Annotated in this window: 26 protein-coding genes and 1 pseudogene; 12 read left to right on the top strand and 15 right to left on the bottom strand. The window is 65.0% G+C overall.

The window, feature by feature from the left end; all coding sequences use genetic code 11:
* Nucleotides 1-200: 200 nt before the first annotated feature.
* Nucleotides 201-1,013, top strand: a complete 813-nt coding sequence (locus J2X92_RS21620; RefSeq protein WP_307578578.1) for a class I SAM-dependent methyltransferase — start codon at nucleotides 201-203, stop codon at nucleotides 1,011-1,013.
* Nucleotides 1,014-1,026: 13 nt separating this feature from the next.
* Here J2X92_RS21620 and J2X92_RS21615 read toward each other — a convergent pair whose 3' ends face one another.
* From J2X92_RS21615 to J2X92_RS21600, 4 genes are all read right to left on the bottom strand, one after another.
* Nucleotides 1,027-1,887: a PEP/pyruvate-binding domain-containing protein gene (locus tag J2X92_RS21615; protein WP_307578576.1), complete on the bottom strand. Its 861-nt coding sequence runs from the start codon at nucleotides 1,885-1,887 to the stop codon at nucleotides 1,027-1,029.
* A gap of 15 nt (nucleotides 1,888-1,902) precedes the next feature.
* Nucleotides 1,903-3,600, bottom strand: a complete 1,698-nt coding sequence (locus J2X92_RS21610; protein WP_307578575.1) for a PEP-utilizing enzyme — start codon at nucleotides 3,598-3,600, stop codon at nucleotides 1,903-1,905.
* Nucleotides 3,581-4,216, bottom strand: a complete 636-nt coding sequence (locus tag J2X92_RS21605; protein WP_307578574.1) for a TetR/AcrR family transcriptional regulator — start codon at nucleotides 4,214-4,216, stop codon at nucleotides 3,581-3,583. Before J2X92_RS21605 ends, J2X92_RS21610 begins: the two co-directional genes overlap by 20 nt.
* A 104-nt stretch (nucleotides 4,217-4,320) precedes the next feature.
* Entirely contained in the window at nucleotides 4,321-5,262 is a 942-nt protein-coding gene (locus J2X92_RS21600; protein ID WP_307578573.1) for a LysR family transcriptional regulator, read from the bottom strand.
* Between the two features lie 115 nt (nucleotides 5,263-5,377).
* Here J2X92_RS21600 and J2X92_RS21595 point away from each other — a divergent pair, with 115 nt between their 5' ends.
* Genes J2X92_RS21595 through J2X92_RS21565 form a run of 7 tightly spaced genes read left to right on the top strand, consistent with a single transcriptional unit; the run spans nucleotide 5,378 to nucleotide 10,181 of the window.
* On the top strand, nucleotides 5,378-6,307 hold the full coding sequence (locus J2X92_RS21595; protein ID WP_307578572.1) for a ketopantoate reductase family protein: 930 nt from the start codon (nucleotides 5,378-5,380) through the stop codon (nucleotides 6,305-6,307).
* A complete protein-coding gene (locus J2X92_RS21590; RefSeq protein ID WP_307578570.1) occupies nucleotides 6,304-6,687 on the top strand; it encodes a VOC family protein in 384 nt (127 codons plus the stop codon). The genes J2X92_RS21595 and J2X92_RS21590 overlap by 4 nt, the downstream gene beginning before the upstream one ends.
* A gap of 40 nt (nucleotides 6,688-6,727) precedes the next feature.
* Nucleotides 6,728-7,180, top strand: a complete 453-nt coding sequence (locus J2X92_RS21585) for a MaoC family dehydratase (RefSeq protein WP_307578659.1) — start codon at nucleotides 6,728-6,730, stop codon at nucleotides 7,178-7,180.
* Nucleotides 7,177-8,421 (top strand): CaiB/BaiF CoA transferase family protein, encoded by a 1,245-nt coding sequence (locus J2X92_RS21580; RefSeq protein ID WP_307578568.1) that lies wholly within the window; start codon nucleotides 7,177-7,179, stop codon nucleotides 8,419-8,421. Before J2X92_RS21585 ends, J2X92_RS21580 begins: the two co-directional genes overlap by 4 nt.
* Nucleotides 8,418-9,239: a shikimate dehydrogenase gene (aroE, locus tag J2X92_RS21575; protein WP_307578566.1), complete on the top strand. Its 822-nt coding sequence runs from the start codon at nucleotides 8,418-8,420 to the stop codon at nucleotides 9,237-9,239. Before J2X92_RS21580 ends, aroE begins: the two co-directional genes overlap by 4 nt.
* Before the next feature lie 23 nt (nucleotides 9,240-9,262).
* Entirely contained in the window at nucleotides 9,263-9,706 is a 444-nt protein-coding gene (gene aroQ / locus J2X92_RS21570) for a type II 3-dehydroquinate dehydratase (RefSeq protein ID WP_307578564.1), read from the top strand.
* A gap of 58 nt (nucleotides 9,707-9,764) precedes the next feature.
* Nucleotides 9,765-10,181, top strand: a complete 417-nt coding sequence (locus J2X92_RS21565) for a hypothetical protein (RefSeq protein ID WP_307578562.1) — start codon at nucleotides 9,765-9,767, stop codon at nucleotides 10,179-10,181.
* 34 nt (nucleotides 10,182-10,215) lie between these two features.
* On the opposite strand, the gene J2X92_RS21560 is transcribed toward J2X92_RS21565, so the two are convergent.
* The 3 genes from J2X92_RS21560 to J2X92_RS21550 all read right to left on the bottom strand — a co-directional run bounded on the left by J2X92_RS21560 (nucleotide 10,216) and on the right by J2X92_RS21550 (nucleotide 12,045).
* Complete coding sequence (locus tag J2X92_RS21560) at nucleotides 10,216-10,443, bottom strand: toxin-antitoxin system YwqK family antitoxin (protein ID WP_307578560.1); 228 nt, start codon at nucleotides 10,441-10,443, stop codon at nucleotides 10,216-10,218.
* 102 nt (nucleotides 10,444-10,545) lie between these two features.
* The gene (locus J2X92_RS21555) at nucleotides 10,546-10,839 is read right to left on the bottom strand and encodes a hypothetical protein (RefSeq protein WP_307578558.1); all 294 of its coding nucleotides are present in this window, start codon (nucleotides 10,837-10,839) and stop codon (nucleotides 10,546-10,548) included.
* Nucleotides 10,840-11,118: 279 nt separating this feature from the next.
* Nucleotides 11,119-12,045, bottom strand: a complete 927-nt coding sequence (locus tag J2X92_RS21550) for a LysR family transcriptional regulator (RefSeq protein WP_307578556.1) — start codon at nucleotides 12,043-12,045, stop codon at nucleotides 11,119-11,121.
* Nucleotides 12,046-12,164: 119 nt separating this feature from the next.
* Between J2X92_RS21550 and J2X92_RS21545 the strand changes: the two are divergent.
* Together J2X92_RS21545 and J2X92_RS21540 are read left to right on the top strand one after the other, a co-directional pair.
* A pseudogene (locus tag J2X92_RS21545) lies at nucleotides 12,165-13,130 on the top strand (alpha/beta fold hydrolase).
* A 116-nt stretch (nucleotides 13,131-13,246) separates the two neighbouring features.
* Entirely contained in the window at nucleotides 13,247-14,038 is a 792-nt protein-coding gene (locus J2X92_RS21540) for an SDR family NAD(P)-dependent oxidoreductase (RefSeq protein WP_307578554.1), read from the top strand.
* 116 nt (nucleotides 14,039-14,154) lie between these two features.
* Here J2X92_RS21540 and J2X92_RS21535 read toward each other — a convergent pair whose 3' ends face one another.
* The 3 genes from J2X92_RS21535 to J2X92_RS21525 all read right to left on the bottom strand — a co-directional run bounded on the left by J2X92_RS21535 (nucleotide 14,155) and on the right by J2X92_RS21525 (nucleotide 17,226).
* Nucleotides 14,155-15,495, bottom strand: a complete 1,341-nt coding sequence (locus J2X92_RS21535; RefSeq protein WP_307578552.1) for a metal-dependent hydrolase family protein — start codon at nucleotides 15,493-15,495, stop codon at nucleotides 14,155-14,157.
* A 62-nt stretch (nucleotides 15,496-15,557) separates the two neighbouring features.
* Nucleotides 15,558-16,346 carry an alpha/beta fold hydrolase gene (locus J2X92_RS21530; RefSeq protein WP_307578550.1) on the bottom strand — a complete coding sequence of 263 codons (789 nt, stop codon included), beginning with the start codon at nucleotides 16,344-16,346 and terminating at the stop codon, nucleotides 15,558-15,560.
* A 10-nt stretch (nucleotides 16,347-16,356) separates the two neighbouring features.
* Complete coding sequence (locus tag J2X92_RS21525) at nucleotides 16,357-17,226, bottom strand: fumarylacetoacetate hydrolase family protein (RefSeq protein ID WP_307578548.1); 870 nt, start codon at nucleotides 17,224-17,226, stop codon at nucleotides 16,357-16,359.
* Nucleotides 17,227-17,411: 185 nt separating this feature from the next.
* Here J2X92_RS21525 and J2X92_RS21520 point away from each other — a divergent pair, with 185 nt between their 5' ends.
* Nucleotides 17,412-18,287: a helix-turn-helix domain-containing protein gene (locus J2X92_RS21520; protein ID WP_307578547.1), complete on the top strand. Its 876-nt coding sequence runs from the start codon at nucleotides 17,412-17,414 to the stop codon at nucleotides 18,285-18,287.
* Nucleotides 18,288-18,460: 173 nt separating this feature from the next.
* Complete coding sequence (gene lspA, locus J2X92_RS21515; RefSeq protein WP_307578545.1) at nucleotides 18,461-18,985, top strand: signal peptidase II; 525 nt, start codon at nucleotides 18,461-18,463, stop codon at nucleotides 18,983-18,985.
* Between the two features lie 70 nt (nucleotides 18,986-19,055).
* On the opposite strand, the gene J2X92_RS21510 is transcribed toward lspA, so the two are convergent.
* From J2X92_RS21510 to J2X92_RS21490, 5 genes are read right to left on the bottom strand one after another with little or no spacing between them, the layout of a single operon-like run.
* Entirely contained in the window at nucleotides 19,056-19,832 is a 777-nt protein-coding gene (locus J2X92_RS21510) for a ferredoxin--NADP reductase (RefSeq protein ID WP_307578544.1), read from the bottom strand.
* 23 nt (nucleotides 19,833-19,855) lie between these two features.
* Nucleotides 19,856-20,194, bottom strand: coding sequence for a DUF971 domain-containing protein (locus J2X92_RS21505; RefSeq protein WP_307578542.1), 339 nt, complete (start codon nucleotides 20,192-20,194; stop codon nucleotides 19,856-19,858).
* The gene (locus J2X92_RS21500; RefSeq protein ID WP_307578540.1) at nucleotides 20,191-21,063 is read right to left on the bottom strand and encodes an ABC transporter ATP-binding protein; all 873 of its coding nucleotides are present in this window, start codon (nucleotides 21,061-21,063) and stop codon (nucleotides 20,191-20,193) included. The genes J2X92_RS21505 and J2X92_RS21500 overlap by 4 nt, the downstream gene beginning before the upstream one ends.
* Nucleotides 21,060-22,028: an ABC transporter permease gene (locus J2X92_RS21495; RefSeq protein ID WP_307578538.1), complete on the bottom strand. Its 969-nt coding sequence runs from the start codon at nucleotides 22,026-22,028 to the stop codon at nucleotides 21,060-21,062. The genes J2X92_RS21500 and J2X92_RS21495 overlap by 4 nt, the downstream gene beginning before the upstream one ends.
* 15 nt (nucleotides 22,029-22,043) lie before the next feature.
* Nucleotides 22,044-23,462, bottom strand: coding sequence for an ABC transporter substrate-binding protein (locus J2X92_RS21490; RefSeq protein WP_307578537.1), 1,419 nt, complete (start codon nucleotides 23,460-23,462; stop codon nucleotides 22,044-22,046).
* Nucleotides 23,463-23,466 lie beyond the last annotated feature (4 nt).

The following is a 23,466-nucleotide window of genomic DNA, read 5'->3' as shown; positions in this document are numbered from 1 at the left end:
GAGGGTCTTGCACGAAGCAGGCTGCGGTTGTGCGCGTGGCTACAAGCAGATCCTGCCGTCGCGCATGGGTCAGAGGCCTTCGCATCGGACGCACTCCACCTGTTGCGGCGAACAGGCGGCGTTGACGCCGCCATCGGCCGAGGCATAGCATCTGTCTGCACGGCAATTTCCAATGCGCCCGGCCGTGCGGAGGGATTGCCATGAGCACCACTTCTTCGACCTTCGTCGCCACCGACGGCGAGGGCTATGAACGGTTGATGGGCCGATGGAGCCGCCTCCTCGCGCTGCCTTTTCTAGACTTCACCGGGACTGCGGACGGCGACCGCATCCTCGACGTTGGATGCGGCACCGGACACCTGGCCTTTGCCGTGGCGCGACGCACCGGCGCCGGCGAAGTGCGGGGCGTGGACCTCGCGCAGCCCTACATCGAACATGCCAGGCACCACAACGAGGACGCGCGCATCGCGTTCGAGGTGGCCGACGCCTGCGCGCTGCCGTACGCGGCGCAGAGCTTCGACCGCGTGCTCTCGCTGCTGGTGCTGCACTTCGTTCCGGAGCCGGGCAAGGCCATTGCCGAGATGCGGCGCGTCGCGAAGCCCGGCGCCGTGGTCGCCGCGGCGGTGTGGGACGTGAGGGGCGGCTGGGTCTCCAACCGCATGTTCTTCGACACCGCCGCGATGCTCGATCCCGAGGCCGGTGCGCGACGCGCCCGCAACTACACGCGGCCCATGACGCGGCCCGGCGAACTCGCCAAGGCGTGGCGCGAGGCCGGGTTCAAGGGCGTGGAAGAAACGACGCTCACGATCCGGATGGAGTTCGCCTCGTTCGCGGACTATTGGGGACCCTACGAGGGCAGGGACGGTCCCGGCGCGGAATATGTCGCCACGCTGGATGACGATGCGCGCGGGCGGTTGCGCGAGGCTGTGCAGGCGGCTTATCTCGACGGCGAAGCAGATGGCCCGCGTTCGTATGCGGCGCTGGCCTGGGCCGTCAAGGGCAGGGCGCCCGCGTAGTCGACCGCGCGCGCTAGTCAGGCAAGCGCACGTGCTCGTCCGTGTGGCCGCCTGCAGCCGGACTTGGGATCGCCGTGAGCGCTCGCCGCTGCAGGAGGTAGAGCCGGCCGCCGGCGAACGCCCACTCGATGTCGTGGCTCCCACCGAACACCTCGTCGCAGCGGAGCGCCAGCGCATGAAGCGCGGCGAGCTGTGCATCGTCGATGCAGAGCACCCGGGTGAGCCCTTCGGGAACGTGTGTGCTGCTTGTGCCGCCTTCCGGGTCGATGCGTATGGCGACGTCCTTCAGTCCCGCGATTCGCTCGGCGACGGTACCATTACGCCTCAAAGTGAACCGATCTGGGATGACGAGACCGGCAACGACCGACTCCCCGAGCCCCCAGGCCGCCTCGATCACGAGCTCGTCCGAACCGTTGACGGGGTTGCGGCTGAAGAGCACGCCGGCGGAGTCCGCATCGACGAGCTCCTGGATGACGACGCCCATTCTCGGTTCACTGGGCAGCTGCAGGCGCTCGCGGTAGGCGAATGCTGAAGGCGAGCGCGCCGAGCGCCAGATGGCGGACACGGCATCAACGAGTTCGGGCTCGGAGCAAAGGTTCAGCTGCGTCAGATGCTGTCCTGCGAAGCTCGCCTGCTCGGAGTCCTCACCCACTGCGGACGAGCGCGCCACGAGCGGGGCACCGAGCGTGCGAAAGACTGCAGCCAGCTGCTGCTTCGCGTCGCGTTCGTCAGCAGCGACTGCATCCACAAACTCGTACGGAAGCGCGACACCCGCGGGAACCGGCAGGCCCGCACGCATGGCGGCGGCCAGCTGCGCGGCCTTGCCGCCGAACAGGCTCTCCTCGAGTTCCTCGGTAAGCGCCGCCGGTTTCATGGTCGCCTGCTTCCGTCATGCGACGAGCTCGACCTCGCCCGCGGTGCCATCGACGATGATCTTCGCACCGTCCAGGAGCACGGAGGTCGCATCGGTGCACCCGACGACCGCTGGCAGTCCGTACTCGCGCGCGACGATCGCGGCGTGCGAGAGCAGCCCGCCCCGGTCGGTCACGATCGCGCCGAGGAGCGGCAGCACGATGTTGAATGCCGTCGTTGTGGAGTTCGTGACGAGGATGTCGCCTCGCTCGATGCGACCAAACTCCTCGGTGCCGCGAATCACCCGTGCGGTGCCCTCGTAGTGGCCCGGGCTGACGCCCAGACCATGAACCTTTCGCTCCTCGGTGCGCGGCTTCGGCGCGGCGAAGATCGCCTGCACGGCCGCACCGATCGCGCGCTCCAGCCTTGCCGCCGACGGAGGCAGCCACTCGGGCGGCAGCGGATCGCCCGGCTCGCCGCCGAGAAACGCCGGCGCATCCGCGTAGCGCGCCTTGAGCCGGTAGCGCGCACGCTCTGCCAGTTCCTCGCCAGATGGGCCGTCGCCGGACGCGACAAGGCTTCGCAGCTCCGCGTAGCCAGCCTCGACGAGATGGCCGGGATCGGCGAGCCGTCCCGCCGCCCTAAGCCGTTGGCCGGCCGCCAGGATCGCGCGCCGCATGATCCCGATCGCCCAGAGGTCGGCGTAAATGCCCCGCTCGTCGCGCAGCCGGTAGGTCGCCCGAGCCTCCTCGAGCAGCGCGTCGAAAGCGTCGCGATGCCGAGCGGGCACTGCGTCGCGCAACGCAGAGGTCTTTCGGTCCAGGTCGTTCGCCGGTGGAGTCTCGAGGCGATCGAATGCTGTGTGGATCGCTCCGACGATCAGCTCGGGAAGCTCGTGCACCGACGGGTCGCCCACGTCCTCGCCGTTGACCGGCCGCCAGGCGACACGATCGACGTAGGCCGAAGCGAGCCGGCCCGTGTCGCCGGACAGCGAGCGAAGCGCGGCGATCACCTCGCCCGGCTCTCCGGCCGACGTGAGCAAGGCCGTCGCCGTCGCATCCAGTCGGAGCGCGCCGACCAGTCGCTCGAGCTCATCGTCTGCACCGAGCGGGTCGGGGTTCGCGCCCTGGAGGAGACCGAGCAACTGGGCCGGCGAGCGGCCTGTCCACTCTTGCGCGTGCACGAGGAAGTCGCCCACTGGCAGGAGCGCCGGCACGTTGAAGAGGTGATGGATGTACGCGCCATGGATCTGGTTCTCGCGGCAGCGATCGATGTATGCGAGGAGCGCAGGCGTGTCGAGCGCCGCCGGGTCAACCGCGAGCAGCGCGAGGTGGGCCCGGATTGCCGCGGGCTTCACCTCCCGGTCCCAGCGCTCGAGGTCCTCACGCCAGAGCTTGCGCTCGAACACGGTCGCGCTTGTCTCGAGCCGGCGCTGAATCATTGGGTGACTGCGCGCGAGCTCGTCCCACGCCTCTTTCGGCGGGTGACCGACCGCCTCCCTCGGCGCGCCGACGGCGCGTGCGCAGTAGTACGGAAAACCGTTGACGAAGCCCGCCTCCAAGTACTCGAGCAGCGATCCGTAGCGGCGGAGGCTCTCGCCGAAGCCGCGCTGGAACGCGTCGGGAAAGATCTCCGCGTGGAAGCGGGTCACCGGCCGCGTCCAGTGAGTCGGGTCGAGGAACCACGATCCCGGACCGGGTGGGGCGAAGGTCTGCTCAGCGACGAGTGTCATCATGATCAATCTCCTTCATGCTTGCCGGATTGCGGCGAAGTTCGTCCGTCAGCACGCGTACGGCCCAGGCGGCGGCCTTGCCGGCCTCCTGGCCCTCGAGCCCCCACTGGTCGCGCATTGCCTGCCAAGCGGGCGCGCTCACGAGCAGATAGATCACCGCAAGGGCGCGTTGGCGCTCGGCCGGCCCGAGCCCGTCGGTGACCTCCCGCATTGCCTTCTCGAACGTCGCCAGTCGCCGGCGCCGCGTGCGAGCCCGGATCTCCTGGCCGCGCTTCGATAGGAGGGCGCGGATCAGCGGGGCTCGCTCGTCGTACATGCGATAGAGCGCAGGCGCCATCTCGCGGACGCCCTCGAGCGTGTCCGGGTAGGAAAGGAGGACGACCCGAAGATGCTCCTCCGCCCACTCACCGAACTCGTCGAAGAGCGCCTCCTTGGTCGGGAAGTGCCGGTAGACGGTACGGACCGACACGCGGGCGCGCACGGCGACAAGCGGAACCGTGACCTCGTTGACCTCCTCGTCCGCCAGCACATCCGCCGTCGCCTCCAGTATCCGAAGGCGCGTCTGCTCCATCTGTTCTGCGCGGAGCGGGCTCTCATACGTGGACGTGGTCGTGCTCATGACGGCAGAATAATAATGTCACGTTGTCGTGTCAAGAAGGCATGCTTACATGTCGTGAATTGCCGTACCCATGCACCTTGGTCGTCGTCGAAAGGCTCGATCCCCTATTTGCGCGCGTTCGATTTCCTGGCAAAAAGCCGCTCGCACAAACCACGCAACCAGCGATTCGCCGGGTCCTGGTTGTAGCGCGCATGCCAGTGCTGCTTGACGGTGAACGGCGGCACGGGCACCGGGCAATCAAAGACAGCGAGTCCGTTGGTGCGGGCCAGTGTCTCGCCGATCTGGCGGGGCACCGTGGCCACGAGGTCGGTGGTCGACACGATGGCGGCCAGTCCCAGGAAGCCGGGTAGCTCCAGCAAGATGCGCCGTTCGACGCGGTGCCGCAGCAGCGCCGCCTCCAGCAGTTGAACGCCCGTACCACCGACGATGCCGATGTGTGCTTCGGCCTTGAAGTCGCGCAAGCCCATGCCTTTTGCGGTGATCCGAGGGTGCCGGGCGTTGACCAGGCACACCCAGTTTTGCGGATACAGCACCTGTTGATAGAAGCCTGACTCGAGCCACGGCACCAGTCCGATCGCAAGGTCGGCCTGGCCGGACTGCAGCGCCTGTCCGGTTTCCTCATCGATGCGCGCAGCCTCCAGGCGGATGCCGGGGCCCACGGCGCGCACGTGCGCGAGCAGTTGCGGCAGCAGCGTGATGTGGCTGGCATCCGTCATGCAGATGCGGAAGCGCCGCCTTGAGCTCGACGGATCGAACGCTTCCGGTGGCGCGGCCACACGGCGCAGCGCCGCCAGTGCCTCGCGCGCCGGAACGATCAGCTCTTCTGCGCGCGGCGTCGGCTGCATGCCTGCCGCTGTGCGCACGAACAGTTCGTCGCCCAGATGCCTGCGCAGCCGGCCCAGCCAGTTGCTCACCGTCGGCTGGCTTTGACCGAGCTGGTCGGCTGCGCGCGTAACGCTCTGCGTGGTGTAGATCAGGTCGAACAGGCGCAGCAGCTTGAGGCTGAGCAAGCCCGCGCAATCGAGGTTGTCGTCGTCTGCGTTCATTTCAAAACGGAATGTAGACCATTCGCCCCATGTCATGGACGAAATGTTCATCGAAACCTATCTTCAAGGCATTCCTTCGAGACACCCCTTCGAAGCATCCCTTCGAGAGACAGGCATGAAAATCTACTTCCTTGGCGCTGGCGCCCTCGGCTGTGCCATCGGCGGCACGCTCGCGGCCGGCGGGTCGGACGTCACGCTCATCGATCCGTTCCAGGCGCACGTCGACGCTATCCATCGCGACGGCCTCCTCATAAAAGACGGCGACTCGGAACGCCGCGTCAAGGTGCGCGCATCGACAAGCGTCGAGGGCCTGGCGCCCGCCGACCTGGTGATCGTGCTGGTCAAGTCCTTCCACACGCGCGCCGCCATCAAAGGCGCGTTGTCAATCATCGGGCCCGACACCGCGCTGATGTCGCTGCAGAACGGCATGGGCCACGAGGAGATCCTGGCCGACGTCGCCGGCCGCGCGCACGTGCTGGCCGGCAAGACCTACGTTGGCGGCGTTCTGCTCGGCCCGGGCCACATCATTGCCGGCACCCGTGGCAAGCGCACGGTGATCGGCGAGCTCGACGGCAACGTGAGCGAACGCGCCAGGGCCATCGCAGCCGAGTTCGAGCGCGCCGGGCTGCCTTGCGAGGTCAGCGACAACATCATGGGCGTGATGTGGGACAAGCTGCTCATCAACGTCTCGACCGGCGCACTGAGCGGCATCACGGGCCAGGTGTACGGCAGCCTCTACGCGGTGCCCGAGATCGAGGCGACGGCCATCGCGGCCGTGACCGAGGCGATGGCCGTCGCGCAGGCGATCGGCGTGAAGCTGTCGATCAAGTCCCCGCGCGATGCATGGGTGATGGCCGCCGAAGGCCTGCCCTACGAATTCAAGACCTCGATGCTGCAGAGCCTGGAGAAAGGCTCCATCACCGAGATCGATTTCATCAACGGCTCGGTGGTGCGCGCCGGGCTCAAGCACAACGTGCCGACACCGGTGAACCAGACGCTGGTGGCGGCCATCAAGGGCATTGAACGCCGGCTGGAGGCGAAATGAGCACGCCGCGCGCTTATGTGGAACACGTCGCCATCTGGGTGAAAGACATCCATTGGCACATCAAGTTCTTCCACGACGTTTGCGCCATGACGATGCGCGAGGTACAGGGCACGCTAGAAGACCCGGTCCAGTACTGGACCCTCGGCGGCATGCAGTTCATGGCCAAACCGGACTACGCAGGGCCTGAAGGCCGCCTTGGCCATCTCGGCGTGATGTGCGAAGACCTCGAAGCCGCTCTCGCCGCAGCGCAGGCCTTCGATGTGACCGAAATGCCGCAGGGCCGCAACTGGCTGCGCCTGCCGGACGGACTGGCCGTCGAATTCATCCAGGCCAGTGCTGGCGCCGTGGCGCGCGCGCTCGCCATCGATCCCCGCGCCTGAAGAACCGTCGCCCGACGCATAGAGAGACACCATGACCGCCTTGACCATCGAAGACAAGTACTGGGACGACGCCGTCGTCGGCCAGGAGTGCATCAGCCCGCCCTACGAAGTGACAGAAGCCCGCGTGATGGCGTACGCCGACCTCACCGGCGACCACACCCCTGTTCACACCGACGAAGCTTATGCGCGCACCACACCGTTCGGCACCCGCGTGGCGCACGGGCTGTTCGGCCTCTCGGTGGCCGACGGGCTCAAGACCAAGAGCGACATGCGCTTCATGCCGGGCATGTCCCTCGGCTGGGAATGGAGCTTCGTCGGCCCCATCAAGCTCGGCGATACGGTGCGCGTGAAATTCCACGTCGGCAGCAAGCGCGAATCGAAGAGCAAGCCGGGCTGGGGCATCCTCGTGCTGCCGTCCGAACTCATCAACCAGCGCGACGAGGTCGTGCAAAAAGGCGAGCACCGCGTGATGGTGCCGAGGAAGCCGGTATGAGCACGTCGCAAAAGCAAGCGCTGCCGCTGGCCGGCTTCCGCGTGATCGACTACAGCCACTTCCTGGCCGGCCCCTATGTTGGGCGCTGCCTCGCCGCGCTCGGTGCGGAGGTCATCAAGGTCGAGCGCCCCGGCACGGGCGATGCCGGGCGTCAGCATGCGTGGTTCGTCGGCGATCACAGCGGCTACTTCCTGCAGCAGAACATGGGCAAGAAGGGGCTCAGCGTGAACACGAAAGATCCGCGCGGCCGCGCGTTGATGAAGAAGCTGGTCGACAGTGCCGACGTGTTCGTCGAGAACTACCGCCCCGGTGCGCTCGACAAGCTCGGCCTGGGCTATGCCGAACTCGCGGAAACCAACCCCGGACTCGTGTACTGCTCGATCTCGGCTTACGGCCACACCGGCCCCGACTCGCACCGCGCTGGCTTCGGCCTCATCGCCGAGGCCAAGAGCGGCATCATGCAGATGGTCGGCAACCCTGGCGAGGCGCCGCCATTGCTGCGCATCTCGCTGGGCGACATGTACACCGGCATCCATGCGGTCGCCGCGATCAATGCCGCGCTGCTGGGGCGCGTGAAGTCCGGCCGCGGGCAACACATCGACATGGCGCTGTACGACACGCTGGTGTCCATGCACGAGTACGCGGTGCAGTGCTACACGCTTTCCAACGGACAGGAAGTGCCGGTGCAGACCGGGCACGACATGCCCAATTCCACGCTCTACGGCGTGTTCCGCGCGCAGGACGGTGACCTCGTGATCGCCGCACAGGTGGACGACGCATGGAAGCGCTTTGCCGCGCTTGTCGAAAAGAATGGTGGCCCTGCGGGGTTCGGCGGCGACACGCGGCTGCACGCTTCGGCCGGGCGCAATGCCCATCGCGCGGAGATCCTCGAAGTGGTGAAGCCGTGGGTTGCGGCGCAGCCGGTCGCCCAAGTGCTGAAGATGCTGGACGGCATCGACGTGCCTGCCGCCAAGGTCCAGCGCATCGACGAAGTGCTGGCCGATCCGCAGATCCGTGCGCGCGGCATGGTGGTCGAGCAGGACCACCCGGTGCTCGGCAAGATCCGCCTGCCGAACCTGCCTTTTCGCATGTCGGGCTGCGACACCTCGATCACGCAGGTGGCGCCCGAACTGGGCGAGCACAACGCGGAAATCGCAGCCAGCCTCGGTTTCGATGCGGCACAGATCGCCGACATGCAGGCCGACGGCGTGCTCTACAGCAAGCAAGGAGACAAGTCATGACCGACAGGTACGCCGTGATCGGCAATCCGATAGGACACACCAAGTCGCCGATGATCCACGGCAGCTTCGCGCAAGCGACCGGCCAGGACATCGACTACAGCGCGATCGAGGGCTCGCTCGACCGCTTCGCCGACGACGTGCACGCATTTCGCAAGGCAGGCGGGCGAGGAATGAACGTCACGGCCCCCTTCAAGCTGCAGGCCTACGCGTTGGCCACCGAACGGCTCGAACGCGCCGAACTCGCCGGCGCCACCAATGCGCTCAAGTTCGAGGGCGACCGCATCATTGCCGACAACTTCGACGGCGTGGGCCTGACCAACGACATCCAGCACAACCTGGGCTTCGCGCTCAAGGGTGCGCGCATGCTGGTGATCGGCGCTGGCGGTGCGGTGCGTGGCGCACTGCTGCCCTTTCTCGCGCAACAACCGAACGAGGTCGTATTGGCGAACCGCACGGAAACCAAGGCCACAGACCTTGCAAAGCAGTTCGCCGGACACGGTCATGTGCAAGGCTGCGGCTATGGCGATCTGGCAGGAGAGCGATTCGACATCGTCATCAACGGCACCTCGGCCAGCCTCAAGGGTGAACTGCCGCCCCTGCCTGCCGAGACGCTTCAGGGTGCGAAGCTCGCCTACGAGCTCGCCTATGGCAAGGGTCTTACGCCCTTCCTGCGCCTGGCGCAGCACGCCGGCGTGCCCACGCTGGCCGACGGCGTCGGCATGCTCGTGGAACAGGCAGCGGAGGCCTTCTTGTGGTGGCGCGGCGTGCGGCCCGATACGCGAGGCGTCATCGACCGCATGACCATCCCTTTGGTCTGACGCGACGAGACGCAGACAACCCCATGAAGATACTCATGCTGCACGGCATCAACCACAACATGTTCGGCAAGCGCGACCCGAAGCAATACGGCACGATAACGCTGGCCGAGATCGACGCGCAATTGCAGGCACTCGGAAAGGAACTCGGCGCCGAGGTCGAGAGCTTTCAAACCAACAGCGAAGGCGCGATGTGCGAGCGCATCCACCGCGGCTTCGTCGAGGGCGTGGATGCGGTGCTCATCAACGCCGGCGCCTGGACGCACTACAGCTACGGCATCCGTGACGCGCTGGCGATCCTTACGGTACCGGTCGTCGAACTGCACATGTCGAACATTCATGCGCGCGAGAAATTCCGCCACCACTCGGTGTTCGCGGAAATTGTGAATGGACAGATTTGCGGATTTGGCGTCGACAGCTACCTGCTCGGTCTGCGTGCCGCGGTATCGGCCGCCGCGCAGGCGCAATGATGTTCATGTCGAGGTCGCTGCACGTTAAGCTCGCAGCTTTGATGTTCTTTCGTACTCCATGCTGTCTGCCGCCCGCCATCTCGCCTTCCACGGTGCCATCGTCTTGTTGTTCGGATTGCTGCTGGGCGCCCCCTATGCGCGAGCGATCAAGCGCAATGCAGCTGCTCACGTTGTGAACTCCTGGCGAGTCGCTCACTTGAGCCTGCCCATCGGTGCAACCTTGATGTTCGCGGTTGCGGCATGGCTGCCATCGGTCTCTGCTCCGGCGCCTCTTGCGTGGATCGTTGCCACCGCACTCATCGTGTCAGCATATGGATTCTGTGTCTCTACGCCGCTGGCCGCGTTGACTGGGCGTCGCGGGCTTTCGGCCGGCGAGGGAGTCGAACGCGTCGTTTATCTCGGCAATATGCTTGGCGCGGTCGCCTCAATCGTTGGCGGTGTGGCTTTGGTGGTGGCGGCGTTCATTTCTCTGTAGGCATGCCACGGAGCCGACCGGCTATTCCTGGCCATCACTTGCCCTTTGGCTTCATCGTTGTGACTTTGTACACCGCACCGTGCTTATCGTAGGTCGTCCATGTTCCTACTTGGGCTCCAAGCTCGAAATAGCCCGAGCGCATTCGAACGCCATCCTTGCGGAACCATTCCCAGTAGCCGCTCAACAGGCCATCGAGCATCTGACCGCGTGCGCGGACCGTACCGTCCTTGAAGTATTCAACTCGCTCTTCCGGTATTGTCATCGGGCCTCCTATCGGTCTCTATTCGGCATGCCCATTGGCAATGGGCAAGCACTGGTCTGCAGCGGTCTCTCGATTCGCCCGTGGGCAGCCTGTCGGTAGCAGCTAAGCAGGACATGCTGCATCCTGCAAGATCAACAACTGCAGTTTGACCTGGTGCCTCGCTTGCAACTCTTGTTGGAACTGCATGATTTTTGTCGGCTGCGTGGTCGTGCAAGCAACGAGCAGAACCTTGCTCGGCTTCATCCGAACCACTTCATCGACGGCCGGCGTGGCCAACGCAGTTCTAATCTCGCCTACCTGATACGCATCGTTCGTAACGCGCACTTCGAGGGGTTTCGCCGCGAAGCACCCGGCAAGCGCGACTACTGACATTGCGAGCAGGGCCCAGCGAATCATTGTTCTCTCCGCAAACGTATCGACCGTCAATGAGGTAATCCGCGTTTCGGACCGCCACAAAGCGAATGTTATCTTTCGGGAAAAGACCGTCGAACGGTGAGTATGCATGCCGGCTGGATGGCACATGCCGCAAGTGGGCTGGTGTCTTCTTGGTCCAGTCGCTGAACTCCACAAACTAACCCGTTCCGTTGGTGTCTAAATCGCCGGCGTTGGTGCATGAAGGCGGACTGGCATCTGCGGCACTTCACCTTGGAGTGGCGACGTTCGAACGCCCAGTATTCACTTGTCCACCTCTGCCACCCCGCCTTTCACCAGTGGCGAGTCTTGAAACGCATCGACCAGAAAGTCGACCATCACCCGCACCTTCGCGCTGAGATGCCGACGGCTTGCATAGATCGCCAGGATGTCGACGGGTGGCATGTGATAACCAGGCATGACCTCGACCAATCGACCAGCCCGCACATCCTCGCCAATCACGAAGCTCGGTTGCCAAATGACGCCGGCACCAGCGAGCGCTGCGGCGCGGGCTGTTTCGCCATTGTTGGCGCGCAAGGCCCAGCGTACGCGCACGGATTCCAGGGTTCCGCCAGGGCCGGCAAACTGCCATTCGTCCGAGGTCGCACCGTACGTGTAGCCCAGGCACGGATGCCGCGAAAGGTCCGCCGGCATCTCGGGCATGCCGTGGGCCGCAAGGTAGTGGGGCGAGGCACAGACCAGGTTCTGCGAGCTGCCCAGGCGGCGCGCGATATGGTTGCCCGAAGCGGTGCGCGAGATGCGGATGGCCAGGTCGTAGCCCTCTTCGACGATGTCGACCACACGATCAATGAGCGCGATGTCGAGCTCGACGTCGGGATACTTCGCCATGAACTTCGGCCACAACGGCGCCAGCACGAGACTGCCGAAGCTCAGCGGCGCGTTGATGCGCAGGCGCCCCCGCGGCTGCAATGACGCGGTGGTCGCCAGGGCCTCGGTCTCCGCCACTTCTTCGAGGATCGATTTCGCCCGGTCGAAGAGCGCTTCGCCGCCTTCGGTGAGCGACAGGCGGCGCGATGTGCGGTTCATGAGTCGCGTGCGCAGGTGGGCTTCCAGCTCGTTGACGTAGCGCGTTACGTTGGCCGGCGAGGTGTCCAGCGCGTCAGCCGCCTTCGTGAAACTGCCCCGCGCCACCACGGTGACAAACACCTCGTACGCACGCAGTCGGTCCATGGGTTCACCTCCAATCATTCATAAAAGCTGAATGAGTAAACCACTTTTGAGCTCTTTCTAGAAGTGAAGCTGAATCATAAATTCACCTCACCCGGAAACCAAACGAAAGGAAGTTCAACATGACCGAGATCGATTTCACCCCCGCCGCCCTCGCTATTCCCACCCGCCGTGCCCTGCTTGGCGGCGCAGTCGCCGTCGGCGCCGCGCTGACCATGGGTCGCGCCGCACACGCGGCACCCGCCGCCGATGCGGTGCCGGGCTTCCGCTCGGGCAGCGCGGAGGTGAACGGCACCCGCATCCACTACCGCATCGGCGGCAGCGGGCCGACCGTCGTGCTGCTGCACGGCTATGCCGAGACCGGGCACATGTGGAACCCGCTGATGCCGCTTCTGGCCAAGACGCACACCGTGGTCGTGCCCGATCTTCGGGGGGCTGGCGATTCCTCGAAGCCCCAGACGGGCTATGGCAAGAAGAACATGGCTGTCGACATTCACGAGCTTGTGCGCTCGCTCGGCATTCGCCGCGTCAGCATCGTCGGCCACGACATCGGCCTGATGGTGGCCTACGCATATGCCGCGCAGTTTCCTTCGGAGACCGACAAGGTGGTGCTCATGGACGCTTTCCTGCCCGGGGTCGGCGCATGGCAAAACGTCTGGCTCCTGCGCGACCTGTGGCATTTCCATTTCCACGGTGCGACGCCGCTGGCGCTCGTGAAAGGACGCGAGCGCATTTATTTCGAGCACTTCTGAAACGACTTTGCGGCCGATCCCAAGCACTCGGTGCCCGAAGCCGACCGCCAGTTCTACGCAAGGGCCTACGCGCAACCCGGTGGCATGCGTGCAGGGTTTGAATATTTCAAGGCTTTCGAGCAGGATGCAGCCGAGTTCGCCGAGCTGGGCAGAACGATGCTGCCCATGCCGATGCTGGTGCTCTCCGGTGAAAAGGCCGGCGGTACCTTTCTGATCGAGCAGGGAAAGATGGTTGGGACCACCGTGCAGGGCGTCATCGTCAAAGGCTCCGGGCATTGGTTGATGGAAGAGGCGCCAGAGCAGGTCATTCCGGCATTGGTCACCTTCCTGGGCTAACGGGAAGCTGGCGCGACATGGGAGCAGCATGGGCGCGAGAGGGACCTCGCCACCCTGTGGTGTCGCGAACTGCAGCTCAACGAACATGAACGTCAAACCACCACAGGAGAACCCAGATGGACCTGCAACTCGATGGAAAGCTCGCCCTGGTGAGCGGAAGCACCGCCGGCATCGGCTTCGCAATTGCGCGCACGTTGGCCCAGGAGGGCGCAAGCGTGATCGTGAACGGCAGATCGCAGGCGGCGGTCGACGAGGCGGTGGACCGCATCCGCTCGGAAACGCAACGCAGGGTGCTCGGTTATGCCGGGGACCTCAGCCGGGCCGACGCTGCCGAGGAAGCCGTGCGTCGCCACTCCGGCATTGGCATCCTCGTGAACAACCTGGGCATCTTCGAGGCCAAGGCTTTCGAAGATATTCCCGATGAAGACTGGCAGCGATTCTTCGACGTCAACGTTCTGAGCGGCGTTCGCCTTGCGCGCTTGGTACTGCCGGAAATGAAGCGGGTGAATTGGGGAAGAATCATTTTCATATCGAGTGAGAGCGCCGTGCAGATACCGACCGAGATGATTCATTACGGCATGACAAAGACCGCGCAACTCGCCGTGTCACGCGGGCTGGCGGAATCGGTCGCCGGTACCAACATCACAGTGAACAGCGTACTTCCTGGCCCGACGAAATCGCGCGGCGTCGGCGACTTCGTGGAAGGCATGGCGCGCTCGAGCGACAAGAGCTTCGAGCAGGTCGAGGCGGAGTTCTTCGACCACGTTCGCCCGACCTCGCTGATCAAGCGCTTCGCTTCGCCGCAGGAGGTTGCCTCGCTCGTGGCCTACGTGGCAAGTCCGCTCGCCTCGGCGACCACGGGTGCGGCCCTTCGCGTCGACGGCGGTGTCGTCAAGAGCGCCTTCTGACGAACACTTGATCGATACTCGAACTTCATGACACCAGCCAGTTGCTCACAGCGACCGCATCGCCGCAAAAGCGGCCGCCCGCCGCGACCATAAACGAGCAGCCGGACCAGCCGCGGTCAGTGCATCTCTGCCAAGGCTTCCTTGACGCCTTGTTCCTGCAGCGGTGTGTCAGCGCCTTCCAGATGTAGCGCCGCGTGCGAGGGCACAGGCGTGGCGCAGTCCTTGTGGATCACGCCATCTTTCATCACCAGTTGAACCTTGGCCGGATCCGTCAACAGCGAAAGATCCTTAAGTGGGTCGCCGTCGACGAGCACGATGTCCGCTAGAAAGCCCGCCTTCAACTGCCCCAGTTCATCGGGTCGCAACATAATCTGCCCGCCCAGGCGCGTCGCCGCCATCAGCGCCTCCTTTGGCGTCATGCCGATGTAGTCGACAAAGTATTGAAGGTCATTGGCATTGGTGCCGTGCGGCATCCACGCAAAGCCGTAGTCACCGCCCGGCAGGATGCGAATGCCGCGCTTGTGCATCTCGCGCAATGAGGCCGACGCAACCTCCAGTTCGCGCTTGTAGCCCATCTGCGTCGCCACGGCCTCGGTGATGCCGTATTCGGCCGCGTTGTATGTCGTGCGGATCAGCCAGCCGATGCCGGGCGCGACAAAGTGCTGGGCCTTGGCCGCCTCCAGCATGTCCAGCGCTTCCGAATCGGCAAAGCTCGCGTGGTAGACCATCTCGATGCCGTGGCGTACGCACTGCTTGACCGACTCACTCGAGCGCGCATGTGCGGCCATGCGCTTGCCGTAGCGCTTGGCTTCTTGCGCCAGCATGGCGACTTCGTCTTCCGCAAACGGCGACATCTCGGCCGGCAGGCCGGCGATGTACTCGCCCGAAAGGTTGATCTTCAGGTGGTCGACCCCGTACTTGATGAAGGTGCGGGCCGACTTGCGGATTTCTTCAGGGCCGCTGCATACGCTGCCGAAGCTCAGTTCCTCGAACTTCATGTGCGGTAGCGTGTTGTCGCCCAGCGCGCCGATGGTGGTGATCTCCTGGCTACCCGCCAGGTAGCGTGGGCCGGGGAATTCTCCCGCGTCGATGGCGTTGCGCAAGACCACGTCCAGCCGTGGCTTGGCCGCTGCCGCGCCGATCGCCGAGGTCCATCCCATGTCGAGGTACCGCTTGGCCACGCGCACGCACCAGAGCATGTGCTCTTCAGGCGGCATGAGCTGGATGGCCGCGAGGGAGGGTTGGTCGTTCCAAGAGAAGTGCGTGTGGGCCTCGGTCATGCCCGGCATGAGAAAGCGGCCCTTGCCGTCGATCACGCGCGCGTCGTCGGTGCTCACGCGCTTGGGAAAGCGAGCGACTTCTACGATGCGCTTTCCTTCGACGAGAAGATCGCCGGTGTACGGGTCTTCGCCCGAGCCATCGAAGATGCGGACATTGGTAAATGCAATACGGGTCATCGTTGTCTCCTCCGGCTTGTGCCGCCGGCCATGGGTTGTCGAAAGGGGGAACTGGCGCCGTCTCAGCGGAGCGCCGCGTAGAAGGTTTCGAGTTCTTTTATGCAACGCTGCGGCTGCTCGAAAGTCGTCCAGTGGCCGCATCCGTCGAGCACGACGAGGCGGCTGCCGACGATGCGTTCCTGCATGGCGCGAACGTTGGCCACTGGGGCTACGGCGTCTTGGTCGCCGGTGACCAACAGCGTCGGAACGTCAACGCGTTCGAGCGCGGCCGCCTCTGCATCGGCGAGCGCCGCACAGCTCTGCGCGTAGCCTTCGGGCGACTGGCGCATGACGCTCTCGCGCACCAGCGCGAGCACTGCTGGTTGCTGTTCCCTCGTCCGCGTACTCGTCGCGGCCTTCACGATCGCATCGGCGATCTCCTGCATGGCCGCCACACCGCCACGTGCCGCGTTGGCCCGGTCCGCGATGTTGGAGCGCGCGGCATCCGGAGGCGCAGCCAGCGGGCCGAAGAGCGCCAGCGATTTCACCGTACCAGGGCTACGCAGTGCCAAGTGCTGAGCGACGATCGTGCCCATCGAGTGCGCCATCACATGCACCGACCCGACGTCGAGCGCCGAGAGCAGCCGCGCCATCGCGTCCACGTAGCGCTCGATCGACAAGGCCTTGCCGTCATCCGGCAGAGGTGATCTTGCGCTGCCTGGCAGATCGGGCCTGATGCGGCGAAAACTGCCGAGCGCCGGCAGCACGGGCGTCCAGTTGTTCGACGAGCCGCCCAGCCCGTGGATGCACAGCAGTGCCTCGCCGTCGCCGTCGATTTCGACGGTCAAATTATTCAGAACTTGAGTCGTCATGCGAAGCCCTTCAGACGAACTTGTTCTCGATGGCGCCGAGCCGGTCGATCTCCACGCGCACCACGTCGCCGGCGCACAGGTAGCGCGGCGGGCTCATGCCCATGCCTACGCCGGCAGGCGTGCCCGTGGCGATGACGTCTCCCGGATAGAGCGTGATGCCGCGCGAGATAGTCTCGATCAGCGTGGGGATGTCGAAGATCATGTTCTCGGTCGGGCCGTCCTGGCGCAGCTCGCCATTGACCCAGCAGCGCACGCGCGTCTTGGTGCCGTCGAACTCGTCGGCCGTAACGATCCACGGGCCCATGGGGCAGAAAGTGTCGAAAGACTTGCCCAGGTCCCATTGCCCATGGCGCATCTGTACATCGCGCGCGGTCACATCGTTGACGACCGTGTAGCCGAACACATGCGACATCGCAGCGGCGCGTGTGATGTTCTTGCCGCCCTTGCCGATGACGACGGCCAGTTCGGCCTCGTAGTCGATCTGCGTGGACACTTCGGACGGCACGAGTACGTCGTCATGCGGGCCCACGACGCACTCGGGCACCTTGGTGAAGACAATGGGCCAGTCGTCGGTCTTGGCCGCGTTGTCCTTGAACACGGAGGCAGCCAGTTCCTTGGCGTGCGCGTGGTAGTTGCGGCCCACGCACCAGAGGTTGCGACGCGGCTTGGGCAATGGCGCATCGAGCACCACGTCGATCAGGTTGACGGGGGGACCGGCAGCCTCCGGAAGCGAGCCGCCCTCGGCCAGGGATTCGATCAGCGTCAGCACGCCGCTGTCGGCTTGGCCCTGCGTGAGCTCCAGTGGGGTGACGGTCTTCCCGTCTGCAGAGACGAGGCCGACCTTGCGGTGGCCTTCGCTCGTGAAAGTGGCGATTCGCATGAAGGTTTACTCCTGTGTTTTAGCGATGCGCCAACTTTAGAAATTGCGAGCCGAGGGCGCTTATCGGCCGATCCGGCGGCGTATCAAATCGTCTGGTGTGCTTCTAAGGACTTACCCGAGGCGCTGCGCCGGTCAGGGGTGCGGGGAGGAACAATCGCCGCAAACGACCTTGATGAAGCACGCAGATGCAGGAAGCCTATGCACTCCACGAAGGCGCGTTCGGCACGGCGATCGTCCTGGAGGCGAGCGCCAATCTGGTGTCGCACGCGCACTCGGAAACGCAGCTCGCCCTTTGGCTGGGCGGAGCACGCGCGTGCGCGCACGTCGGTACGGAAATCGTCCCCTACAGCGAAAGCGTGGCGCTGGGCGTGAACGCGTTCGAGGCGCACGACATGGTGCGCTTGGACGACAGTGGATCGAGCCTGTTCATCGTCTTCATGATCAAGAAGGATTGGCTGGACGAACTCAGCCAGGCGAAGGACCGCAGCTTCCGGTTTCCCTCGCCGCGCGTGCCTATTGGTGACGCATTGCGCCGTTCGTGCTGGCGCGTACTGGACCTGATGATCTCCGCCGGCAGCGGACGCGAGCAGATCGACAACGAGGTGGAGCGCTTGCTGGAGGCCGCCATCGCAGCCTCCACGACGGGCGGCGATGCCACCGCTATTGCGGGTGGCATTGGCGTTATGCTGGACCATCGCCTGCGCGCCGCCATCGCCCATATGCGTGCTCATGTGTCGGAAAAAACGACCATCGACGAGATCGCGGCCAAGGTTGGCCTGTCGCGCGCGCACTTCTTCGCGCTGTTCCGCGACCAGCTGCACACGACGCCGCAGGTGTTTTGGAGCGGGGTGAGAGTCGAGGAAGCAATGCGGCGCGTCAGTGAGGGCGGCGAGCTCACAGACGTGGCGCTCGATCTGGGGTTTTCAGCGCCCGGCAACTTCTCGCGCTTCTTCAAAGAGCACACAGGGATCTCGCCGTCGATCTTCAAGCGAGCCACACGTGCACCTTCGCCTGTCACTGTCACGGGAATACCGCGGGAAGGCCAGTCTGAGCGGGAATGAAGGGCTCAGCTCGGTGACACCAACGCGAGGTGCCCCCGGTCAGCTGATGAATGTGCCGTACCGCAAGGTTGCTTCACAGACGCCTCTTGAATTTTTTGCCGCCTGGTTGGAGGAACTCGCTCGTCGGCTCGCGCTCATACGGGAAAATGCCGCCGACATCAGGAGCCCCCGCAATGACGATCATCGTGTCTGCCGACAGGCGCAACGAAAGCATGTCCGCCGTGGCAGCTCGGCTGGCGCCCTATCTTGGCATTGCCTTCGCCGTTGTGCTGCTGGACCAGGCGTCGAAGTCGCTCGCCACGCGATTCCTCGGCGGGGGCGAAGTCCTTCCCATTACGCCTTTTGCCGACTTCGTCCTGGCGCACAACCGGGGTGTTGCCTTCTCCTTCTTGGCCGACGCCTCGGGCTGGCAGCGATGGCTGTTTACGGCGCTTGCCATCGCGGCGGCTGCGTTCATCCTCAAACTGCTGGTGCAGCCCAGCGGAACGCTGCTGTTCAGAGCGGCCTTGGCACTTGTGCTCGGCGGCGCGCTGGGAAATGCGATCGACCGCTCGTGGGAAGGGCACGTGGTCGACTTCATCCATTTGTATTGGCGCGACGTCTACGACTTCGCCATCTTCAACGTGGCCGATTGCGCCATCACTGCGGGCGCGGCGCTTCTGGTCCTGGCTGAAATCAGGCGGTCGCGAGCCGCTTGAAGCAGATCTTGCTATCGAGTCATAGAACCTCGGACGCGACGCCCGCCGTCGTCTCGCGCAATGCTTCGCGCTACTTCTCGACGAAGGCGCGCTCGATCACGTAGTCGCCCAGTTCGCCCTGGCGCGGGCTGATCTGGAAGCCGCGCGTATCGAGCAACTTGCAGCTGTCGGCCAGCATGGCGGCGCTGCCGCAGATCATGGCGCGGTCCACCGCGGGATCGAGCGGCGGCAGACCGGTGTCGTCGAACAGCCGGCCCGATTCGATGACCTCGGTGAGGCGGCCCTGGTTGCGGAACGGCTCGCGCGTGACGGTGGGGTAGTAGACCAGCCGCTCGCGCACCAGCTCGCCGATGTATTCGTTGTTGGGCAGGTCGTGCTCGATGAACCGCGCATAGGCCAGTTCGCTGACCTGCCGCACGCCGTGGATCAGCACCACCTTCTCGAAGCGCTCGTAGGTCTCGGGGTCCTGGATGATGCTGATGAAGGGGGCGAGCCCGGTGCCGGTGGACAGCAGGTACAGGTGCCGGCCGGGCCGCAGGTCGTCGAGCACGAGGCTGCCGACCGGTTTGCGCCCGACGATCACCTCATCGCCCGGCTGCAGGTGCTGCAGGCGCGAAGTCAACGGGCCGTTCGACACCTTGATGCTGAAGAACTCGAGGTGCTCGTCATGGTTGGCGCTCGCAACGCTGTAGGCCCGCATCAGCGGCTTGCCTTCGACCGGCAGGCCGAGCATCACGAAGTGGCCGTTGCGAAAGCGCAGGGCCGGATCGCGTGTGGTGCGGAATGAAAACAGCGTGTCGTTCCAGTGGTGCACATGCAGCACGCGTTCGGTGGCGAGTTGAGACATGGTGAGGATCGTGCGTGGATGGGTCAGGAGGTGATGGACAGGCCAAGCCCGCGCAGGTAGGCCCATGGAAAGATGCCGCGGCCGTGCCCGTCGGAGAACACCAGGTTCAGCCCCTTGTCGGACACCAGGTTGATCGCCACGAGCCGGACCGATGCCTGGGGCTCGGGATGGCTGCCGCGCTCGCGAAGGGCCTGCTCGCACGCGGCGCAGCGGCAGCGCGCGCGCAGCAGCCCGTGTGCGAGCCGGCTGGTGCTGCCGTCTTGCCAGCACAGCTCGAGCACCCCGCTCGCCTGGTGGTCGACGATGTCGACGGGGAACTCATGCAGCTCTTGCAACGCAGGTGGAAGCGTCGTGGCGTTCATGTCAGCGCCTTCATGCCGTCGCGGGCAAATTGGTGGTCCATGCCCTGCAGCCCGCCGCTGTGGAGCTCGCCGCCCATCGCGGCCAGGCTCTCCTCGCGGATCAGCGCCTTGAGCTGGCGCACCAGCGCCTGGAAGGTGGGCGAGGCCGTCATCTCGGGCGTGCGCGGGCGCGGCAGCGGAATCGGCACCTCGGCCTTGATGCGTCCCGGCCGCGCGGTCATCACGTAGACCTTTTCCGAAAGAAAGATGGCTTCCTCGATGTCGTGCGTGATGAACAGCACCGACAGCTGCAGCTGCTGCCACATGTTGGTAAGAATCTCCTGCATCACCGCACGGGTCTGCGAGTCAAGCGCGCCGAAGGGCTCGTCCATCAGCATCACCTGCGGGCTCGTGGCCAGCGCGCGCACGATGCCAACGCGCTGCTTCATGCCGCCGGAGAGTTGGTCTGGGTAGTGGTTCTCGAACGAGAGCAGACCGGTCATGCCAAGCAGCGTGCGCGCGGCCGACTCGCGCTGGTTGCGCCCGAGGCCCTGCATCTTCAGGCCGAACTCGACGTTGCGCCGCACCGTCATCCATGGGAAGAGCGAGTACTGCTGGAACACCACGCCGCGGTCCGCGCCGGGCCCGCCGATGGGCTTGCCATCGAGCAGCGCCTCGCCCTCGCTCGGTTTGAGAAAGCCCGCCACGATGTTCAGCAGCGTCGACTTGCCGCAGCCCGACGGGCCGATGATGCTGACGAATTCGCCGGGCTTCACCTCGAGCGACACCCGGCTCGCGGCCTCGGTCGTCTGGCCCTTGGTGCCAAAGCGCACCGACACGTCGCGGATCTGCACATGCCCCTTGCGCGGGGTGCCCGGTGTGGCGCTCATGGGTTGCTCCCGGCGCGTGCGCCATAGGTCAGCCAAGGCATCATCGCCTTGCCGATGAAACGGATCAGGCCGCTGCACATGAGGCCCAGCACGCCGATGGTGATCATGCCGAGCACGATCTCAGGGTAAGAGATCAGCGAGTAGGCCTCCCACGTGAAATAGCCGATGCCGAACTGCCCCGAGATCATCTCGGCCGCGATCAGCGACACCCAGGCCACGCCCATGCCCACAGCCAGTCCGGTGAAAATTTGCGGCGCCGCGCCCGGCAGCACCACGTACCACATGATCTGCCGCTCCCGCGCGCCCAGGCACTGGCTCGCGCGCAGCAGCACGCCGTCCACCGCCTGCACGCCGCTGACGGTGTTCAGCAGGATCGGGAAGAACGCGCCAATGAAGGTGATGAAGACGATGCTCACCTCGTTGTCGGGCCACAGCATGATCGAGATCGGCACCCAGGCAATGGCCGGGATCGGTCGGAACACCTCCATCGCCGGAAACAGGAAGCCGCGCGTCAGGCGGTAGCGGCCGATGAGCATGCCCAGCGCCACGCCCAGCACTGTTGCAATCGCAAAGCCGATGAAGATGCGCCGCAGGCTCATGCCGACGTTCTTGATGAACTTGGGCGAGCCGTTGACCTCGATCACCTTCGACAGCACCTCCAGCGGCGTCGGGATGTTGGCGAAGCGGATGTAGAAGTCCAGCCGGTAGGTGGTGGCCAGGTGCCAGAAGAGCACGATGCCCAAAAGAGAACAGGTTCCCATCAGGTAGGCCGGCGCCTGCTGGCGCAGCGCCTGCCAAGCGCGTTCGGCCGTGCCCACGGCCAACGGTGGAGGCGCAGGTGTGGGCAGCAGCGGCGCGCGCAGCACTTCCTCGGGGCGGGCCAGCCCGCGCGTTGGCGCTGCGGCCTCGTCGGGCTCGCCATGCTCGGGCACTTCGTGGAACAGGCGTTGCGTGGCGGTGGACATCGCGGCTCCTGGGTGTCAGAGGCCGGCCGCGGCCAGTGCCTCGGGGTAGGTGGCCAGCTTGCCGCCGATGGCCGCGGCCTCTGCCTGCGCGTCCTTCTTCAGCAGGAAGGGCACGATCTGCGGCTTGCGCGGATCGCTCGCGTTCACCGCGTAGAAGGCCTTGTCGGCAAACAGCTTGATGCCCAGCGTCTTGTCGTTGAGGTAGGCGACCTTGACCCTCTTGTTCTCGCCCTGTGCCTTGTGGATCGCGGCCAGCGTGCAGGCGGGCGACGAATAGGCCGCAATGGGCGCGCCTTCGAGCCAGACCTCGCCGGCCTCCTTGGGCCGAGTGATCGGCGTCTTGCACAGCGCATCATTGCCGCTCACGTCGTAGTTGGCGAGCGTCTGCTTCTGCGCGTCGTAGTCGAGCTTGAGTTCCTTGTAGGCCTGGCGCACGTAGCTCTCGTTGACCCAGGCATTGATGTCGAGCGGCTTCACGCGGTTCAATCGCGTGAGCACTTCATGCCCGGTCTTGATGGTGTCGAGCCAGCGTGGCTTGATGGTGGGGTCGAGGGTGTGGATGCCGCCCGGGCCGAGGTACAGGTAGGCCACTTCCTTCTCGATCTTCGTCCACTCCTCGATCTTGGCGCTGGCCGCCGCCGGGTTGGTGCGCACCCAGGTATTGGCCTCGACCAGTGCCTTGATGTAGGCCACCACCACTTCGGGGTATTCGGCCGCGAAGTCCTTGCGCACGACCACGCCGTGGAAGGTCGGCACCTTGGTCTCGGCGCCGTCGAAGATCTTGCGCGCAAAGCCGCGGTAGGGCAGCAGGTCGGCAAAGGGAACGAAGTCGGCGTGCGCCTCGATCTTCTTTTCCTGCAAGTTGGTGGTGCCCACCTCGGGACTCTGGCTCACCAGGTTCCAGTAGTCGTCTTTCCAGCCGCGCGATTGCATGGCCTGCAGCACCATGCCGTGCGCGGCCGAGCCGAAGGGCACCGAGATCAGCTTGCCCTTGAGATCGGCCAGCTCGTAATAGGGCGAGTCCTTGTGCACCACCACGCCGTTGCCCGAGCCGAAGGCGTTGTACGCGATGATGGCCACCAGTTGCGTCTCGTTGCCCGGCTGCGCCTGGCCTGTGGCGCCGTTCACCAGCAGCGGGTAGTCGCCCATCATGCCGATCTGCAGCTTCTTGGCCATCATGCCGTTGGTGATCGGCGGGCCCGAGGTGAAGTTCTGCCAGTCCAGCTTGAAGTCGATGTCCTTGTACTTGCCGGTGGTGGGCAGGTACTTCTCGATGAGCTTCATTTCCTTGAGCACCACGCCGCCGGTGACGGTGTTCGTGGTCGTGTTCTGCGTGCCGATGCCGATGACCACTTCCTGCCGCGCCAGGGCTGGCGGAACAGAGGCCAACGCGAGCGCCAGGACCGCGCCGATTCGCAAGATGATGTGCTTCATGGAC

The sequence above is a fragment of the Variovorax paradoxus genome, from assembly GCF_030811855.1.
In the GTDB taxonomy this organism is placed as follows: Bacteria; Pseudomonadota; Gammaproteobacteria; order Burkholderiales; family Burkholderiaceae_C; genus Variovorax; species Variovorax paradoxus_L.
The sequence above is the reverse complement of the archived record's forward strand: the minus strand, read 5'-3'. Positions and strand labels throughout refer to the sequence as shown.

What these genes read in the sequence shown, in the direction of transcription:
- aroQ (WP_307578564.1), top strand. Translation starts at nt 9,263, where the DNA reads ATGAAGATACTCATGCTGCACGGCATCAACCACAACATGTTCGGCAAG.
- lspA (WP_307578545.1), top strand. Translation starts at nt 18,461, where the DNA reads ATGACGATCATCGTGTCTGCCGACAGGCGCAACGAAAGCATGTCCGCC.
- J2X92_RS21605 (WP_307578574.1), bottom strand. Translation starts at nt 4,216, where the DNA reads ATGAGCACGACCACGTCCACGTATGAGAGCCCGCTCCGCGCAGAACAG.
- J2X92_RS21540 (WP_307578554.1), top strand. Translation starts at nt 13,247, where the DNA reads ATGGACCTGCAACTCGATGGAAAGCTCGCCCTGGTGAGCGGAAGCACC.
- J2X92_RS21495 (WP_307578538.1), bottom strand. Translation starts at nt 22,028, where the DNA reads ATGTCCACCGCCACGCAACGCCTGTTCCACGAAGTGCCCGAGCATGGC.
- J2X92_RS21530 (WP_307578550.1), bottom strand. Translation starts at nt 16,346, where the DNA reads ATGACGACTCAAGTTCTGAATAATTTGACCGTCGAAATCGACGGCGAC.
- J2X92_RS21615 (WP_307578576.1), bottom strand. Translation starts at nt 1,887, where the DNA reads ATGAAACCGGCGGCGCTTACCGAGGAACTCGAGGAGAGCCTGTTCGGC.
- J2X92_RS21620 (WP_307578578.1), top strand. Translation starts at nt 201, where the DNA reads ATGAGCACCACTTCTTCGACCTTCGTCGCCACCGACGGCGAGGGCTAT.
- J2X92_RS21525 (WP_307578548.1), bottom strand. Translation starts at nt 17,226, where the DNA reads ATGCGAATCGCCACTTTCACGAGCGAAGGCCACCGCAAGGTCGGCCTC.
- J2X92_RS21595 (WP_307578572.1), top strand. Translation starts at nt 5,378, where the DNA reads ATGAAAATCTACTTCCTTGGCGCTGGCGCCCTCGGCTGTGCCATCGGC.
- J2X92_RS21560 (WP_307578560.1), bottom strand. Translation starts at nt 10,443, where the DNA reads ATGACAATACCGGAAGAGCGAGTTGAATACTTCAAGGACGGTACGGTC.
- J2X92_RS21580 (WP_307578568.1), top strand. Translation starts at nt 7,177, where the DNA reads ATGAGCACGTCGCAAAAGCAAGCGCTGCCGCTGGCCGGCTTCCGCGTG.
- J2X92_RS21500 (WP_307578540.1), bottom strand. Translation starts at nt 21,063, where the DNA reads ATGAGCGCCACACCGGGCACCCCGCGCAAGGGGCATGTGCAGATCCGC.
- J2X92_RS21505 (WP_307578542.1), bottom strand. Translation starts at nt 20,194, where the DNA reads ATGAACGCCACGACGCTTCCACCTGCGTTGCAAGAGCTGCATGAGTTC.
- J2X92_RS21490 (WP_307578537.1), bottom strand. Translation starts at nt 23,462, where the DNA reads ATGAAGCACATCATCTTGCGAATCGGCGCGGTCCTGGCGCTCGCGTTG.
- J2X92_RS21610 (WP_307578575.1), bottom strand. Translation starts at nt 3,600, where the DNA reads ATGATGACACTCGTCGCTGAGCAGACCTTCGCCCCACCCGGTCCGGGA.
- J2X92_RS21520 (WP_307578547.1), top strand. Translation starts at nt 17,412, where the DNA reads ATGCAGGAAGCCTATGCACTCCACGAAGGCGCGTTCGGCACGGCGATC.
- J2X92_RS21510 (WP_307578544.1), bottom strand. Translation starts at nt 19,832, where the DNA reads ATGTCTCAACTCGCCACCGAACGCGTGCTGCATGTGCACCACTGGAAC.
- J2X92_RS21550 (WP_307578556.1), bottom strand. Translation starts at nt 12,045, where the DNA reads ATGGACCGACTGCGTGCGTACGAGGTGTTTGTCACCGTGGTGGCGCGG.
- J2X92_RS21565 (WP_307578562.1), top strand. Translation starts at nt 9,765, where the DNA reads ATGCTGTCTGCCGCCCGCCATCTCGCCTTCCACGGTGCCATCGTCTTG.
- J2X92_RS21555 (WP_307578558.1), bottom strand. Translation starts at nt 10,839, where the DNA reads ATGATTCGCTGGGCCCTGCTCGCAATGTCAGTAGTCGCGCTTGCCGGG.
- J2X92_RS21535 (WP_307578552.1), bottom strand. Translation starts at nt 15,495, where the DNA reads ATGACCCGTATTGCATTTACCAATGTCCGCATCTTCGATGGCTCGGGC.
- J2X92_RS21600 (WP_307578573.1), bottom strand. Translation starts at nt 5,262, where the DNA reads ATGAACGCAGACGACGACAACCTCGATTGCGCGGGCTTGCTCAGCCTC.
- J2X92_RS21590 (WP_307578570.1), top strand. Translation starts at nt 6,304, where the DNA reads ATGAGCACGCCGCGCGCTTATGTGGAACACGTCGCCATCTGGGTGAAA.
- aroE (WP_307578566.1), top strand. Translation starts at nt 8,418, where the DNA reads ATGACCGACAGGTACGCCGTGATCGGCAATCCGATAGGACACACCAAG.